Origin of the sequence: Mesorhizobium sp. C395A (genome assembly GCF_030323205.1) — a bacterium.
GTDB lineage: Bacteria > Pseudomonadota > Alphaproteobacteria > Rhizobiales > Rhizobiaceae > Mesorhizobium.
In genome coordinates this window covers 4678395-4694469 of record NZ_CP100473.1, presented here as the reverse complement: position 1 = coordinate 4694469, position 16075 = coordinate 4678395, and the positions used below count along the sequence as shown (strand labels likewise).

Annotated in this window: 13 protein-coding genes; 10 read left to right on the top strand and 3 right to left on the bottom strand. The window is 61.6% G+C overall.

The window, feature by feature from the left end; genetic code table 11:
- Position 1: 1 nt before the first annotated feature.
- On the bottom strand, positions 2-760 hold the full coding sequence (locus tag NLY37_RS22825; protein WP_023742046.1) for a polysaccharide deacetylase family protein: 759 nt from the start codon (positions 758-760) through the stop codon (positions 2-4).
- Positions 757-1845: a glycosyltransferase family 4 protein gene (locus NLY37_RS22820; RefSeq protein ID WP_023742047.1), complete on the bottom strand. Its 1089-nt coding sequence runs from the start codon at positions 1843-1845 to the stop codon at positions 757-759. The genes NLY37_RS22825 and NLY37_RS22820 overlap by 4 nt, the downstream gene beginning before the upstream one ends.
- Before the next feature lie 74 nt (positions 1846-1919).
- Between NLY37_RS22820 and NLY37_RS22815 the strand changes: the two genes are divergently transcribed.
- From NLY37_RS22815 to NLY37_RS22785, 7 genes are all read left to right on the top strand, one after another.
- Positions 1920-3098, top strand: a complete 1179-nt coding sequence (locus tag NLY37_RS22815; RefSeq protein WP_031246242.1) for a DUF3095 domain-containing protein — start codon at positions 1920-1922, stop codon at positions 3096-3098.
- A gap of 303 nt (positions 3099-3401) precedes the next feature.
- Complete coding sequence (locus tag NLY37_RS22810; RefSeq protein ID WP_023672139.1) at positions 3402-4742, top strand: adenylate/guanylate cyclase domain-containing protein; 1341 nt, start codon at positions 3402-3404, stop codon at positions 4740-4742.
- Between the two features lie 151 nt (positions 4743-4893).
- Entirely contained in the window at positions 4894-6789 is a 1896-nt protein-coding gene (locus NLY37_RS22805; protein ID WP_023672138.1) for an ABC transporter ATP-binding protein, read from the top strand.
- A complete protein-coding gene (locus NLY37_RS22800) occupies positions 6786-8684 on the top strand; it encodes an ABC transporter substrate-binding protein (protein ID WP_023672137.1) in 1899 nt (632 codons plus the stop codon). Before NLY37_RS22805 ends, NLY37_RS22800 begins: the two co-directional genes overlap by 4 nt.
- 2 nt (positions 8685-8686) lie before the next feature.
- Positions 8687-9685, top strand: a complete 999-nt coding sequence (locus NLY37_RS22795; protein ID WP_023672136.1) for an ABC transporter permease — start codon at positions 8687-8689, stop codon at positions 9683-9685.
- A complete protein-coding gene (locus NLY37_RS22790; RefSeq protein WP_031193182.1) occupies positions 9682-10863 on the top strand; it encodes an ABC transporter permease in 1182 nt (393 codons plus the stop codon). The genes NLY37_RS22795 and NLY37_RS22790 overlap by 4 nt, the downstream gene beginning before the upstream one ends.
- A gap of 147 nt (positions 10864-11010) precedes the next feature.
- Complete coding sequence (locus tag NLY37_RS22785) at positions 11011-11490, top strand: class I SAM-dependent methyltransferase (protein ID WP_023672134.1); 480 nt, start codon at positions 11011-11013, stop codon at positions 11488-11490.
- 15 nt (positions 11491-11505) lie between these two features.
- Here NLY37_RS22785 and NLY37_RS22780 read toward each other — a convergent pair whose 3' ends face one another.
- Entirely contained in the window at positions 11506-12921 is a 1416-nt protein-coding gene (locus NLY37_RS22780) for an adenylate/guanylate cyclase domain-containing protein (protein WP_023742050.1), read from the bottom strand.
- Positions 12922-13219: 298 nt separating this feature from the next.
- Here NLY37_RS22780 and NLY37_RS22775 point away from each other — a divergent pair, with 298 nt between their 5' ends.
- The 3 genes from NLY37_RS22775 to NLY37_RS22765 all read left to right on the top strand — a co-directional run bounded on the left by NLY37_RS22775 (position 13220) and on the right by NLY37_RS22765 (position 16070).
- Positions 13220-14041, top strand: a complete 822-nt coding sequence (locus NLY37_RS22775) for a hypothetical protein (protein ID WP_023742051.1) — start codon at positions 13220-13222, stop codon at positions 14039-14041.
- Between the two features lie 137 nt (positions 14042-14178).
- The gene (locus tag NLY37_RS22770; protein WP_023742052.1) at positions 14179-14697 is read left to right on the top strand and encodes a GNAT family N-acetyltransferase; all 519 of its coding nucleotides are present in this window, start codon (positions 14179-14181) and stop codon (positions 14695-14697) included.
- 29 nt (positions 14698-14726) lie between these two features.
- Entirely contained in the window at positions 14727-16070 is a 1344-nt protein-coding gene (locus NLY37_RS22765; protein WP_023742053.1) for a hypothetical protein, read from the top strand.
- Positions 16071-16075: the final 5 nt, after the last annotated feature.

Sequence of the window (16075 nt, the reverse complement as noted above, 5' to 3'; positions counted from 1 at the left end):
GCTATTTTCCGGCGCTGCGTTCTGTCAGTGTGCTGATCGGAAGCCATGCGCAGCCTTCTGCCCGCGCGGTGATCGTGAACAGCCGTTCGAGGAAAAGCCAGGCCGATTCATCATGGACGAGATGGTGGGTGAGCAGGCCGACCGGTTCGCCGCCGCCGAATGCACGCTGCAATTGCGCGACGATGGCCTGAACCAACAGACCATGATCGCGGCAGCCGCGCGTGCCATGCCAATCCATGATGTCGACATTGCTGTTGATGACCGCCAGGGAAGCCGGCCTTGGCGGCCCGAACACCGACAATGCCGCAAATCCTATCGATCGGAGGTCGGGTACCAGGCCGGCGTCGATCCGGTTCCAGGGCGGCACCAGCATCGGAACCGCACGTGCGCCGTGCAGGCCGCTTACACGCGACAGCCCGCCGGCCAGCTCATCCAGCACCACCTCGCGTGGCCGATGCGCGCCAAGCTCCTGCTTTTTTTGACCCTCGGGCGCATGATTTCGGTGCGCCCAGCCATGAATGGCGACCGTGGCATGCGGCGCCGCGTCAAGCCGGACGACAAGCCTCCCGTCGGTCCGGGCCGGAATGACGGCCAGAGTGACCGGCACCGCGAAGTCACCGGTGAGGTCGAGCAACCGATCGAGCGCCGGCGTCGGATCCACGGCGTCATCGTCGCGCAGCCAGAACTCTGCCTTGCGGCCCGCCCGTTGCCGGTGCGCCAGCTCGTCCACCAGGGGCTGCCAAGTCGGGTCGGATGTCATGACAACGGGATCATCTTGAGAAGTTCGGCCAGGCGGGCCTTTGCAGCACCGAGAGAGCGTTCTTCGAGAACGAAACGTCTGGCCTCTGCAGCCATGATGGTTCTTTCATCATTATTGGCCAGAAGCCTTGCAATTGCGGAAGCGAACGCCGCCACATCGCCTGGCGGGGTGAGAAACCCGGTCTGGCCATGCCGCACGACCTCCGGCACGCCGGCAATGTCCTGAGCCACCACCGGAAGGCCGGCGGCCTGTGCTTCAAGATAGGCAATGCCATAGGCCTCGCCGTAACCCGGCCAGACGTAGATTCCCCCGCGATAGAGGACATCCGGCACGGCGACCGGCTCAATCGCGCCAAGCCATTCGATACGGTCGGCGGGCAAGCCGGCGAATTGCGCCTTTACCTCGTCACGGGCAGGTCCGTCCCCGACGACCGACAGCGTCCAGGGGAGGTGGCCGATCAACCCGAGCACCTGCGCCAGCATGCGATAGCTCAAGACCTTGTCGCCCGGGCGCATCATGGCGACGGTCACGAGGCGCGTCGGATAATCCAGTACCGGCATTTCGTGGAATGCCGATGTGTCGATGAAGGGTGAAAGCATACCGAGTGCGGCGTGGGGAACAGCATCCGCCAGCCCCTGGCGATCCCTTTGCGTGAAGCAGATGTTCAGCGCCGCCTGCTCGATGGCTCGCGCCACCAATGCCTGGCTATCGGCCCACGAACCGGCGTTGCGCCGTTCGGAATAGGAGGCTTCGGCCGTCACATAGGGGACAGCAAAGGCCAACGCCAGCTCGGGCCCGATCAGGTCGGGCGCCTTGTAGTAGGGATGATAGGAGAACCAGAGATCGGGCTTGCCGTCACGGTCCCAAAGCCTTGTCAGTCGCGCGGCTTCGTCCCGGGCCTCGATCATGAGCGCATCGAAACTTTTCGGTTCCGGCTGGCGTAGATAGAAGCGCAACTCCGATGCCAGTTCGACGCTATGCCCGCCATGCTGCAGCGCCTGGACCAGCATCCGTGCCATCTGGCGGTCGCCGGAGACAACGGGATGATTGGGCGACTTCAGCGGGGCGTAGAAGGCAATTCGCATCGCGCGATCCTATCATCGCAAAGCCTGCCCAAGTCAATTTCGAGGCATGATCGACTTCACCTTCAAGCGCTGGAATGTGCTATCTGATGCTTATGGAAACAGCTGTCGCGTCCGACCCGTTCGTCGCTTCTTTGCCGGTCTTCGCAAAGTTCGAAAGCGTTGCCGATATCGACAACTATCGGCCTCTCCCCGATGGCTGGGCGCTGGCCACCGCCGACATCGTCGGCTCGACCAAGGCGATCGAAGCCGGGCGCTACAAAACCGTCAATATGGCCGGCGCCAGCGTCATTTCGGCGCTGCTCAATGCACTGGGCCGGCAAGATCTTCCCTTCGTCTTCGGCGGCGACGGCGCGCTCGTGGCGTTTCCCGGCTCGGCGCTGGAGATCGCCCGTAACGCGCTGGCTTCTGTCCAGAGATGGGTGGCGGACGAACTGGACCTGACCTTGCGTGCCGCAATCGTGCCGATAAAGGACATAAGAGCGCAAGGCCTCGACGTTCGCGTGGCGAGGTTCCAGGCCTCCGAAGCAGCCTTCTATGCCATGTTCGCCGGCGGCGGCGGCAGTTGGGCGGAAGCCGAAATGAAAGCCGGGCGCTACCGCGTCGACCCCGCCCCGGCCGGCGCGCGGCCGGATCTGACCGGCCTCTCCTGCCGCTGGAACCCGATCGAAGCCCGGCATGGCGAAATTGTCTCGATCATAGCCGTACCGGGGGCATCGCGCGACTTGCGTGGTTTCCAGTTTCTGGCTTCCGACATCATCGCCCTTGCCGGCAGGCAGGAGCGCGATGGCCACCCGGTGCCGGTGGACGGTCCGGCCTATAGTCTCTTGCCCGCCGGTCTCGATGTCGAGGCACGGGCCACGGCGCCGCCGGGGCGGCGGTGGCTGGCCAAGCTGTGGGTGATCTTCCTGATGACGCTTACGGCCGTCACCGACAAATTGGGCTGGACGATCGGCGGTTTCGACCCGAAGGTCTACAAACGCGAGGTGGCCAGCAATTCGGATTTCCGCAAGTTCGACGACGGCTTGAAGATGACCATCGACGTCGACGCGGATGTGTTGCAGCGGATCGAGAACCGGCTGGAACAGGCGGAAGAGGCCGGCATCTGCAACTATGGCCTGCACCGCCAGAAGTCGGCCTTGATGACATGCCTCGTCATCTCGCCGCTGCAGCGCGATCATGTTCACTTCATCGATGGCGCCGCCGGCGGCTATGCAATGGCTGCCGCAAGCCTGAAGGCGAAGGCGCCGGTCTGATGACGGCTTGGGGAAATCGATTTTCCGCAATGCGCCTCGGCCATGGTTCTTGAAACCCGGCGAGCCCGACGGTGCCTGAGCCGACCAATTATTTGCGCAATGTCAGGATCGGGATTGCACTTCGCCGGCAGCCTCGCCACATAGTGTTGCAGGTGATTTGTGCGGTCGACGTCTGCTTGCTTCCTGCAAGGACAGTCATTCGGGATATCCTTCGCCGGCTTCTGCCCCGAAGCCGGCTTCATTGACTTCGAGAATTTTGCGGATCAAAGGAGATGGCTCGTCTTCGACGGGTTTCGAGATAGCATGAGCACAGCGCAAGCAGAAATTTCCAACATTCTCATGGATAAGGTTGCCGATTGGCTGACCCAATCGGCGCTGGCGGGCGACGACCTGGAAACATTGGTCAAGGGTTTTTGTGAACGGCTGGCTGCTGCCGGCCTGCCGCTGAAGCGGGTGCATTTGAGCTTTTCGATGCTGCATCCGCTTTATGACGCGCTCGGTTTCACCTGGATTCGCGGCCAAGGCCTGGAAGTGGAAGGCTTCCGGAGTGAGAACGGCGTCCATTCCGACAGATTCCTGACCAGCCCATACTACCATCTGCTCAGCAACAAGCTCGACCATCTGCGGCGCCGGCTCGACCCGTCGGTGCGGTCGGAGTTTCCTGTTTTCGATGAGCTCAGGCTTATGGGCGTCACCGATTACATGGCTTTCGTCCATCCCTTCAACGGCGATACAAGTCAGGGCATGTTGGGGTCCTGGTCCACCGACAGTGCTTCAGGCTTCAGCGACAGCATGATTTCGGCGCTGCTGCGGATCCAGAACCATCTCGCCATAGCAAGCAAGATGGCGGTGCTCACCAAGCTCGCCGACAACATGATGACCACGTATCTCGGCGGTGACGCCGGCAGGCGCGTGCTGGACGGCCAGATCAAGCGCGGCGAGGGCGACACAATCCGGGCCGCGCTGGTGATGGGCGATATGCGCGGGTCGACAAGGCTCGCCGAAACCTCCGGCCGCGAAGTCTATATCGATACGCTGAACCAGTTTTTCGATGCCATCGCAGCACCTTTCAATCGCAAAGGCGGGCAGATCATGAGTTTCCTGGGGGATGGATTCATTGCCGTCTACCCCTGCGAAAGGCACCGGGCGCAGTCAGAGATCGCCTGCCAGGCTGCTCTTGCGGCTGCGCACAAGGCCAGCATGCGCATGATGGAGCTCAATCTGCGCAGAAAAGAGCAAGGACTGGGCGATATAAAATTTGGTATCGGCCTGCATGTCGGCAATGTGATGTTCGGCAATGTCGGGCTTACCGACCGACTCACATTCTCCGTCTTCGGCTCGGCTGTAAACGAGGTCCAGCGTCTCCAGACCCTGACTAAGAAATATCCGCACAGCGTTCTCGCCAGCAAGGACTTCGCCGGTTATTGCGGGGCCAACAGCTGGCTGACGCTCGGCGAGGAGGAACTGGCGGGCAGCAAGCAGAAGCTGACGGTGCTTTCACCCGATCTGTCGGGTGCTCTCGCACTCGATGAAGACGCTGCGCTGCAGCCGTTTCACGATCGGATATCGGACGCCGAGCAGGTCATGCTGCTTCATCGCGATGCCGCGCGGCTGTCGGCGGGCGACCGGAGGAAGCTCCAGTAGTCACCACCATCCGATCTGGACGCCCTGGTATGCTGTCCGGCCGCCGGTCGCCGGGGAATTCGTTTCGAATCCAAGTTGCTCTGCGCTGACAATGCGCTAGTCTTGCTTTTTGGGGCCGGTCGGGAGGCGCCAGATTGGGGCTGGTGTGGGAATGGATGCAGGCGTTGATCTGCTGCGGATCGAGGATGTTGGCATCTCTTTTGCCATTGTCGGGGGACCGCTGCATGCCGTCAGGCGGGCAAATCTTCGCGTCCTGCCCGGCAAGGTCACCGCACTTGTCGGTGAGTCCGGTTCCGGAAAATCGGTTCTCAGCCAGGCCGTGATGGGCATCTTGCCGAACACGGCCCATGTTCGCGGCCGTATCCTGTTTTCCGATCCCAAAAAGCCCGGCACGACGCAGGATATCCTGCAGATGCCGCGAGACGGACCCGAAATCCGGGCGTTGAGAGGCAGCCGCATCGGCAAGATCTTTCAGGAGCCGATGACATCGCTGTCGCCGCTGCACACGATCGGCAACCAGGTCAGCGAATCCCTGCAGATTCATACGCACATGGATCGGACGGAGCGCAAGGCACGGACCGAGGAAATGCTCGGCCTCGTCGGGTTTCCCAATCCCAAGCGCGCCTACGACATGTATCCATTTGAACTTTCGGGAGGATTGCGGCAACGCGCTATGATCGCCATGGCGCTTATCTGCCGGCCCGCTCTGTTGATCGCCGATGAGCCGACGACGGCGTTGGACGTCACCATCCAGGCGCAAATCCTGCAATTGCTTCGTGGGCTCCAGACCAAGCTCAACATGGCAATGCTGCTGATCACGCACGACCTCGGCGTGGTCGCCAATGTCGCCGACGAGGTGGTCGTCATGTACCATGGCGAGATCATGGAAGCAGGCCCTGTGGAGGCAATATTCCGCCGGCCAGGCCACCCTTACCTGAAGGGCCTCATGGCAGCCGTTCCGCATTTCGACCTGAAGCCTGGCGAAAGACTGAAGGCGCTCCGCGAGGTGCCGGTGAATGTCGGGACCCTGCTGGGCAAGCAGACGGCGCCGGAAGCGAAGGGGCCGGACGACATTCTGCTGTCGGTCAGGGATCTGAAAAAGGTCTACACCATCCGCAACTCCGGATGGTTCAGCGGGAGCCATCAGACCTCTGTTCGCGCCGTGGACGGCGTCAGCTTCGACATCAGGCGAGGTGAGTGCCTGGGCCTGGTTGGCGAAAGCGGTTGCGGCAAAACCACCGTCAGCAAGATCCTGATGCGGGCCGTCACCCCTACCGGCGGCTCCGTGATCTTCAACGGCCGCGACGGACCGATCGACGTCCTGGAAGCCGAGGGAGACGCCCTGCGCTTGCTGCGGGCGAAACTCCAGATGGTTTTCCAGGATCCGGTCTCGTCGCTTTCGCCTCGCATGACCGTGGAAAACATCTTGAGCGAGCCGCTGGAAATCCATCAACGTGGCAATGCCGCGTCCCGGCTAGCCACAGTCAAGAGCCTGATGCAGGCAATCGGGCTCGATCCGCGCTTCATCCAGCGTTATCCCCACAGCTTCTCCGGCGGGCAGCGTCAGCGTATCGGCATTGCGCGCGCCTTGGCGCTGGGGCCTGAACTGCTGATCTGCGACGAGCCGGTTTCGGCGCTCGATGTCTCCGTGCAGGCGCAGATCCTGAACCTTCTGAAGGACCTGCAGAAGGAACTGGGCCTGACCTACCTGTTCATATCCCACAATCTGGCGGTGGTGGACTACATGGCGGACCGCATCGCGGTGATGTGCGGCGGGCGTATCGTCGAGCTTGCGCCGCGCGAAATTCTGCTCAGGAAACCGATCCACCCCTACACGCGCTCACTGCTCGCCGCAGTCCCCTTCCCCGATCTCGACCGGCCGATGGATTTCAAGACGCTGAAGCTCGGCGGCGCTTCCGACACCAGCGCATGGGGCCCGCAATTCCGCGACGAGGGCGAAGAGGATATGCTGTCGCCGCTCGATCTCGGCGGCGGCCATCTCGTGCTGGCCCGACGTTCGGCCGATGTCAGCGAGTTACGCCATTGATCAGCCGCCGCACTGTCCTTGGTCTCATGGCTTCGGCATTTCTGCCGGGCACGGCGCGCGCCGGCGATCTGGAGCCGGATTTTCTTCAGCCGCAGCTGAAAGCCAGGGCTCTGCCGCCACTCGCGGAGCGCCTGCCCAAAAGCCCGCGCGCGTTGAACCTCGCGGCGATGGGCCGGCAGCCCGGCCAGTATGGCGGCACGCTGCGTACGATCATCGGCAGCCAGAAAGATATCCGGATGATGACGATCTACGGGTATTCCCGGCTGGTCGGCTATGACGAAAAGCTTAACTTTCAGGCCGACATTCTCGAAAGTTTCGACGTAAAGGATGATCGCGTCTTCACGTTCAAGATTCGTGAAGGCCATAAATGGTCAGACGGCAGTCTGCTGACGCCGGAGGATTTTCGTTATTGCTGGGAAGATGTCTGGCTGAACGATGAGCTTTCGCAAGGGGGGCTCGCCCCTGCCCTGCTGGCGGACGGCAAGCCGCCACGTTTCGAGATCGTCGATCCGTTGACGGTGCGCTACAGTTGGGACGCGCCCAATCCCGACTTCCTGCCCAAACTTGCCGCTGCTTCGCCGACACCGCTTGTTTTGCCAGCCGCCTATCTCAAGCAGTTCCACAAGAAATATCAGGATCCATTCCGGCTCGCCGGCCTGATGAAGGAGAACCGGACCGCAAAATGGACGCTGCTGCACATCCGCATGTCGCGGCAGTATCGCCCGGAGAACCCGGATCTGCCGACACTCGACCCCTGGCAGAACCGGACCAAGCCGCCGGCCGAGCAGTTCATCTTCGAGCGCAACCCGTTCTTTCATCGAACAGACGAGAACGGCCGGCAACTGCCCTATGTCGACCGGATCATCATGAATGTCAGCTCGTCGGCGATCATCTCCGCCAAGACCGGTGCGGGCGAGAGCGACCTGCAATGCATGGGAATCGACTTCAGCGATTACTCCTTCCTGAAGGACGCGGAGAAGCGCTACCCGGTGAAGATGCATCTGTGGAAACGCACACAGGGTTCGCGGCTGGCGCTCATGCCCAATCTGAATTGTGCCGACCCGGTGTGGCGCGGCCTTTTGCGTGACGTGCGCGTGCGCCGCGCCCTTTCGCTCGCTGTGGACCGGCGCGAGATCAACATGGCCGTCTTCTACGGATTGGCGCAGGAAAGCGCCGATACGGTCTTGCCGGAGAGCCCGCTCTACCGGCCGGAATTCGCGAAAGCCTGGGTCGCCCACGATCCCGACCAGGCCAATGCACTGCTTGACGAGGTCGGGCTTCAGGCCCGTGACGATGACGGCCTGCGGCTACTTCCCGATGGACGCCCGGCGCAGATCATCGTGGAAACGGCCGGCGAAAGCACGCTGGAAACCGATGCGCTCGAACTCATCACCGATCACTGGCGCAAGATCGGCATCGCTTTGTTCATCCGTACTTCGCAGCGCGACATCTTCCGCAGCCGTGCGCTTGGCGGCCAGATCCTGATGTCGATGTCGTCGGGCATCGACAATGGCGTGCCGACCGCCGACATGAATCCATACCAGCTGGCCCCCACCATCGACGACCAGCTGCAATGGCCGCTCTGGGGCGCTTACTATCTGTCGCATGGCAAGATGGGTGAGGCGCCCGATGTTCCTGAAGTGGTCGAGTTGATGGCTTTGCTCAAGCGCTGGAACGGATCGACCGAATCCAGCGAGCGCGCCGAAATCTGGAACTCGATGCTGTCGATCTACACCGATCAGGTGTTCTCCATCGGTACGGTGAACGAAACACTTCAGCCGATTCTGGTATCCTCGCGGCTGCGCAACCTGCCTGACAAAGCACTCTACGGCTACGACCCGACCTCCTATTTCGGTGTCTATTTGCTGGACACATTCTGGCTTGGAGGCTCCTGAGCGTGCTTCGATATCTTGTCTGGCGCATCGCCGTGATGGTTCCAACGCTGCTGGTCATATCGGCGCTGGTGTTCACCATCATCGAACTTCCACCGGGCGATTATTTCGACAGCTATGTCGCTGAGCTTCGGGCCCAGGGCGAAGCGGTGGATTCCGACCGCATCCAGATGATGCGCAAGGAATATGGTTTCGACCAGCCGCCGGTCATTCGCTACTTCTACTGGGTGGGCGGGATGCTGCACGGCGATTTCGGCTATTCCTTCGAATATGAGCTGCCGGTTCGCGACGTCGTCGGCGACCGAATGTGGCTGACCGTGCTGGTTTCCTTCGTCACGATCATCTTCACCTGGCTCATCGCCTTTCCGATCGGCATGTACTCCGCCACGCATCAATACAGCTGGGGCGACTACGGCCTGACTTTCTTCGGCCTTCTCGGCCTTGCCATTCCGAATTTCATGCTGGCGCTGATCCTGATGTATTTCGCCAACATCTGGTTCGGCACGTCCATCGGCCACCTCATGGACCAGCAATATCTCGGCGAGCCGATGAGCTGGGCCAAGGCGAAGTCGATCCTCGCCCATCTCTGGATCCCGGTCCTGATCATCGGCACCGGCGGCACGGCGAGCATGATCCGGCGGCTGCGCGCCAATCTGCTCGACGAACTGCACAAGCAATATGTCGTTACGGCGCGCGCCAAGGGCCTGCATCCGTTCAAGGCGCTGGTCAAATATCCGCTGCGCATGGCGCTCAACTTCTTCATTTCCGACATCGGCTCGATCCTGCCGGCCATCATCTCCGGCGCTGAGATCACGGCTATCGTTCTGTCTTTGGAAACGACCGGGCCGATGCTGATCAAGGCGCTGCAAAGCCAGGATATGTATCTGGCAGGGTCATTCCTGATGTTCCTTGCCTTCCTGACGGTTATCGGCGTGCTGATTTCCGACCTGGCGCTGGCGCTGCTTGATCCACGAATTCGTTTGCAGGGTGGCAGCACCAAATGAAGCAGGACTCGCCGCTGCCCGCTCCGGGTGCTCCACTGCAACACTACATTTCCGGCGCGCCTTTCGACCTGCAGTCGGTCGAGGCGATGACGCCGGAGCAATCGAAGGTCTTTCAGGCATCGCAGTTGCGGCTGATGTGGTGGAAATTCCGCAAACACCGGCTTGCGCTTATATCCGGCATATTCCTGGCAGTGCTGTATTTAGGGATACTGATCTGCGAGTTCCTGGCGCCCTACAATCTGCACTCGCGCAACATGGACTACATCTATGCGCCGCCGCAGCACGTGCACCTGTTCCACAATGGCGAGTTCGTCGGGCCGTTCGTCTATGGCCGCCAGATGACGCTGGATATGGACACGCTCAAGCGGAACTACATCGAGAACCACGACGACGTTCAACGGCTCCGTTTCTTCTGCAAGGGCGACACTTATCGGTTCTGGGGCCTGATCGAAGGTGACAGGCATTTTGTCTGTCCTGCCGAAAACGGGCAGCTGTTTCTGGCCGGCACCGACAGGCTGGGGCGCGACGTGCTCTCGCGCATGATCTATGGCGCACGCATTTCACTGACTATCGGCCTCGTCGGCATCAGTTTCAGCTTCCTGCTCGGCATCGTCATCGGCGGACTGGCCGGCTATCACGGCGGTATCTTCGACTTGATCGTCCAACGGATAATCGAAGTCCTGCAATCGATTCCCAGCATTCCGCTATGGCTGGCCCTGGCGGCGATCATGCCGATAACGTGGAGTCCGATCCTGATCTATTTCGGCATCACCGTCATCCTCGGGCTGCTCGACTGGACCGGACTGGCGCGAGCCGTGCGTTCAAAGCTTCTGGCCTTGCGCGAGGAGGATTACGTTCTGGCGGCGCAGTTGATGGGCGCCGGAAGCAGCCGCATCATCAGGCGGCATCTCATTCCCGGCTTCATGTCGCATCTGATCGCGACGGCGACGCTCTCCATCCCTGGCATGATCCTGGGCGAAACGGCGCTGAGCTTCCTCGGGCTCGGCCTGAGGGCGCCGATAACCAGCTGGGGCATCCTGCTCACCGAGGCGCGCAGCGTCAGCGTGATCGCGTTCTATCCATGGCTGCTTTTGCCGATGCTGCCCGTCATCCTCGTCATCATGGCGTTCAACTTCCTCGGCGACGGCTTGCGGGACGCCGCGGACCCCTACAAGTGATATCGCTGTTCCACCGCCCGGCCTGCCGAACACTCCACCCGGTATGACGCTTGTCGGCGGCCGGTTGCGTTATTGCAGGGTTCGTCGTTCGCCTTTATATGCAGCAAGCCTCGATCGGGGCTGCTGGTTCAGGACACACAATCGCATATGAGTCGCCTCGATAATTTCATCAGCAGGATGACCGCGCAGCGCGACATTCTCAATCGAATCTGCCCCGAGGTGGCGAAGATGGAGGGGCTTGTGCTTGAGCTCGGCCTCGGCAATGGCCGGACATTCCACCATCTGCGCGAGCTTCTGCCCGGGCGCCGGATCGTGGTGTTCGACCGCGAAGTTGGCGCGCACACTAGCTCAATTCCCGAAGCTGAAAACCTCGTGCTCGGCGAAATACGCGAGACGGGCCGCAAGTTCATTGGCATCGAAGCCGCCCTTGTTCATGCCGACATTGGCACCGGCTATGACGATCGCGATGCAGTGACCGCTACCTGGCTTCCCGATCTGATTGCGAGCCTGCTTCGCGTCGGCGGCTTCGCGGTCAGTGGCACGCCGCTCGATCACCCGCTGCTGCAACACCTCCCGGCGCCCACTTCGGAGCCCGCCGACCGTTATTTCCTCTGCAAGCGCGTGTGAGCGGTAGAGAACTCTTCAGGGGATCGTATAAACCGCAATCTCCCGCTCGATGCCGCGCAGCGAGACCTCGTGCGGCACGGGCGTCAGCGCGTTCCTGTGCAACAGATCGGCGGTGAGATTATCGTCGACCACCGCACGCGTGGCGAAGATCGCCTGTGCGTTGGCGAGGTTCTGGACCCGCGAAGCAATGTTGACCGTCTGGCCGAAATAATCCTGCCGCTCGTTCATGGACACGGCTATGCAGGGGCCGGCATGAACACCGATCTTGAGCAGAAGGTCCTCGCGCCCGCTTTTGTCATTGAGCGCCCGCATGGCGTCGCGCATCCGCAGCGCCGCGGCAATCGCACGGTCAGGCGTCGCGAAGGTCGCCATCACCGCATCGCCGATCGTCTTCACAACCGCGCCTGCCTCCGCCGCGACGATCTCGTGCAGAACCTGGAAATGCTCGCGCACGAGATCGAAGGCTGAAAGATCGCCCACCCGCTCGTAAAGCTCGGTCGATCCGCGCAGATCGGTGAACAGGAAGGTCAGGCTGGTGATCTTCAGGCGCTGGTTGATGTCGAGCGTATCCGTGCGATAGAGATCCCGGAACGTCTGGTTGGTGAGCAGGCGCTTGGCGGTCACGAAGGGCCGGCGCTTGCCCAGGAAATCATGCAATACCGGGCAGGCGATGAAGACCGTCGGCAGCACGCGCGCGTCGGTCCTGTTTTCCAGCGAAATGCGCAATGGGCCGGGCTGCATCTCCAGCGTCTGGCTCTGGACATGGTCGCGGTCGAAGGCCAGAGAGAGGTTTCGCCGCTCTTTTGCCGGTTCGCCCTTCGCGTCGATGAACTGGGCCGAATGTGTGACCGGCTCGAAGACGATGATAAATTGGGGCGGAAGCTGGATGTGCAGAACCGCCTTTTCACCGGGCGCAAGCTCGATATCTTCCAGCGAGAACGCTTCCATCTTTTCCGCCAGATCCTCGTCCGGCAGATCGGCCCCGGACGCCCAGTAGATCTGGCGGTAATATTCCACCAACGGCAGTTCGTGTGGATTGTGGGCGGCAATCCTGCGCACGCGGGGACTGACGGTGAATGTCACCTCGACCATCTCGTCGAGGGTCGGCGAATAGCCCTGGGAGCACAGCGCGCAGGTGTATTCGTCCTTCTGCATGGTTTTCAGCGTGGCGTTGGTGTCGAGCACGCCGCCACAGCCGGGGCACAGAACATTCCAGGAAATGTCGAAGATGCCCACCCGCGCCGCATGGAGAAAGGCGCTTATGGTGCGTTCCTCGTCGAGGCCATGCTTGCTGGCGAAGGCCAGCGCATTGATCCGGCAAAGTTCGCGGTCCTTGCCCTCGGCGATGGTTTGCCGGATTGCGTCGATTGCCTGCGGATCGACATCGGTCGATTGCCGCAGAAGCGAGAACAGATCCTGAGCTTCGGTCATCGTGCAGGCTCCGGAAATTGCGCCGCTAGAGCATGATGCCGAAAAGTGTGAAGCGGTTTTCGGACGACATCATGCTCTTCCTGATTCAGAGGCGGATTCAGATTTCAGGTCGGACAGACCTGAAATCATCCGGCTCTAGGCGTGTTGGCCGGACCGATCTTCGACCCGAACGCTCCATCATACTGCTAAACGGACCGTACGGCCATTCGAATGGACAAGCCTGGTGACAGGTCAATTTCCATTTGTTGAATTCCAAACTATGATAGCCCATGGGGCATTCATCTCTGGGGTTTTCTCCATGCCGACACGCGACAACCCGCCATTTCCGGCGGCCCTGCGCCTTTTCTCGGCGGGGGTCATCATCGTCCTGATCGTCGGGGCCGGCCTGTTTTTCGCGCCTGCGCTGGTCAAGCCGCGCTGGCCCTGGGCCGTCACGCCGTTCAATGCCCGCTTCCTCGGCGGCTTCTACACCGCCGAAATGGCAGTGATGGGGGCGCTGCTGGTCTGGAATCGCTGGTCGCCCGGCAGGCTCGTGCTGGTCATGGCCTTCATCTTCACCGTCATCGTGTCGGCGGCTTCGTTCATCAATCTCGGTTATTTCAACTTCGAGCGCAAAGCCCCCTGGCTCTGGTTTCTGGTCTATCTTGCGTCAGCCGCGGTATCCGGGCTGTTCCTGTGGCGGGCAAGGGCCCGCCCTTCTGCAAGAGGCGTGATCTTGAACCCCGCATGGCGCGCCTACCTACCGGTGGAAATGACGATCCTCGGGGCCTACGGCGTCGGCCTGTTGCTGTTTCCCCTGACATTCGGTGGCTTCTGGCCATGGCCGATCGATGCTTTTCACGCCCAGGTCTACAGCGCCATCTTCCTCGCGGGTGCAGGCGGCACCTATCTCGTCTGGAGAAGTGCGCCGCGTGAGGAATTGCTGGTGCTCGGCCTGGCGCAGTTTCTGGTTGGCCTGCTTGCCGTCCTTGGCCTCGTCATCACCGACGCCGCCGTGCACCGGATCGACTGGACGGCGGCCGGGACATTGTGCTGGCTCGCCCTTTTCGGCTGGATCGGCATCAGCGGTATCCTCAAACTCTACGCCGCCCCCCGGCATTTTGCCGCGCAATCGGCATAGGTAGCAGAGACGGCTGGATTTTCAGGTGACGTTCGGTGCATCGTGCCGGGCATATTGCCTCTGTCACTTTGTTCTGACGCAATTCCGGACGGAAAACCGCTCACACTTTTCCTGGAATTGCTGTAGCCGGAAAAGCCATGACCAGCACGCCACCCCTAGAGAAAATCCAGCCGCAGCTCCGGGCCGTCCGGCCAAGCGATGCCGAGGCGCTTTGCGCTATCTTCAACATGCCGGGCTTCCGCTGGGGCACGCTCAGGATGCCGTTCGAGATGGTGGAGCAGGTGCAGCGGCGCATCGCCAAGTCCGGCCCGGAAACCACCTGGATCGTTGCCGAGTTGGACGGCAAGGTCGTCGGCCATGGCAGCCTGGTCGCGCAGGGTTCGCCGCGCCGCTCGCATATCGGCGAGATCAATATCGGTCTTGACGATGGTTTTGTCGGCAGAGGCATCGGCTCTGCCATCCTAGGCGCGCTGCTTGACGTGGCCGACAATTGGCGCGCCCTGAAGCGGGTCGAGTTGACTGTCTATGCCGACAACGAACCGGCCATCCGTCTCTACACAAGCCACGGCTTCGAGGTCGAGGGACGGCATGTGAAGGCCGGTTTTACCGACGGGCAGTACCACGACCTCCTGAGCATGGCCCGGCTGCGGTTCTGATGACCGCCGTCCCTGCCCCTGCGCCTCCGGTGGACATTTTGGCCGTGCTGTCGCTGCTCTGCCCGGAGGTCGTGCGTGACATCGAGCAGAACTGGAATGCACCGGTTTCCGATTATGCCCGCCATCTGTGGCGGCCGGTGGCAAGGCCTGGATCGGCCCCGTCGATTGCTGCCCGCTCGATCCTGCGCGACGTCCTGCAGCAGCGCCTCGGTGCGATCGTGCAGCCCGAAGCGATCGGCAAGGCCCTCGACGAATTCGACCACAGACCGGTTATCCAGTCCGGCCTGCACTGCCTGCTTCTGATGGATCGCATCACCTTCGATGCCCTGCTGCTTGCCTGGCTCGGCGCGGTCGAAAACGGGCTGTCGGCTTTTTTCGGCTTCATGGGAACGACCATGACCATGGAGACAACCGGCCGGGAGGGGCCGGGATGGCTGGATGTCGGCGACGACAAGGTCAATTTGTTTGGCATGGGCCGCCACAAACTGTGCCGCAAAAGCGCCTGCGCGGCCGGTCCCGTCGCCCTCAACGGGCGCGCGCTCGAAACGGTGGGCAATGAGACGGATGCCAGAAGCTGGCTCGGCACGCTGCTTGCCAGCCAGGACAAGGTATTTGCAACAGCTGCCGATGCGCTGACAGAACTCAACGAGCATCTGGTCGCCGATTGGGATCGTTCCGGCATGGCCCGGCCGGTTTTCATCGATGATAGGCTGGCCGCGACTGTCGTGGCGCGGCATCTGGAAGATGAAGGCAGTCTTCTTTCCAGGCTGCTCCTCGAGCCCGCAAGGCGCCGGCGTCTCGACCATGCCTTGCAAGAAGCCGCATCGGGCCCATTTGGCAGGTTCCTGCCCAATGCCACGGCCTATTTCTGGGGCATCCGCGAGCAGCGCGTGCGCAAGCTCGTCCTCGAGAACGGGCGGCTGATCGAGCCTGACAGGCCGCATGGTCTTTCCATCCCGTTCGAGCGGCCGCATCTCCAGCAGGCACTGCTGGACGGCATGCTTTTGCCGGACTTGTTCCTGATGGTCCTTGCCCTTGCCATATTGCCGCGCGTGCGGGTTGTGGGCGGCCTGAGACAGATTGGCTATGTCGCGCTTTTTCACTCGATCCTGCTGGCTGCGCTTGATGAAAACGCGCCAGAAGAGCGCGATCTGGCCGCCGAGCTGCAGGTTCGGGAAAATGCCTGGGGCATGCGGGTCATCGATGAACAAATCTCGGTCCGCGAGCAGCTTGCCGGACTGCCGGAAGGGGCGCTGTTCCCGGACCTGCTGCGGCAATACCGGTTGCGGACATTTGCCGAGACGACCGATGACCTGAAACCGGTTCGCGAAAACGCCCGATGGCGCAAGATCGGCCGGGCCTCAGGCCTCTGATCCGG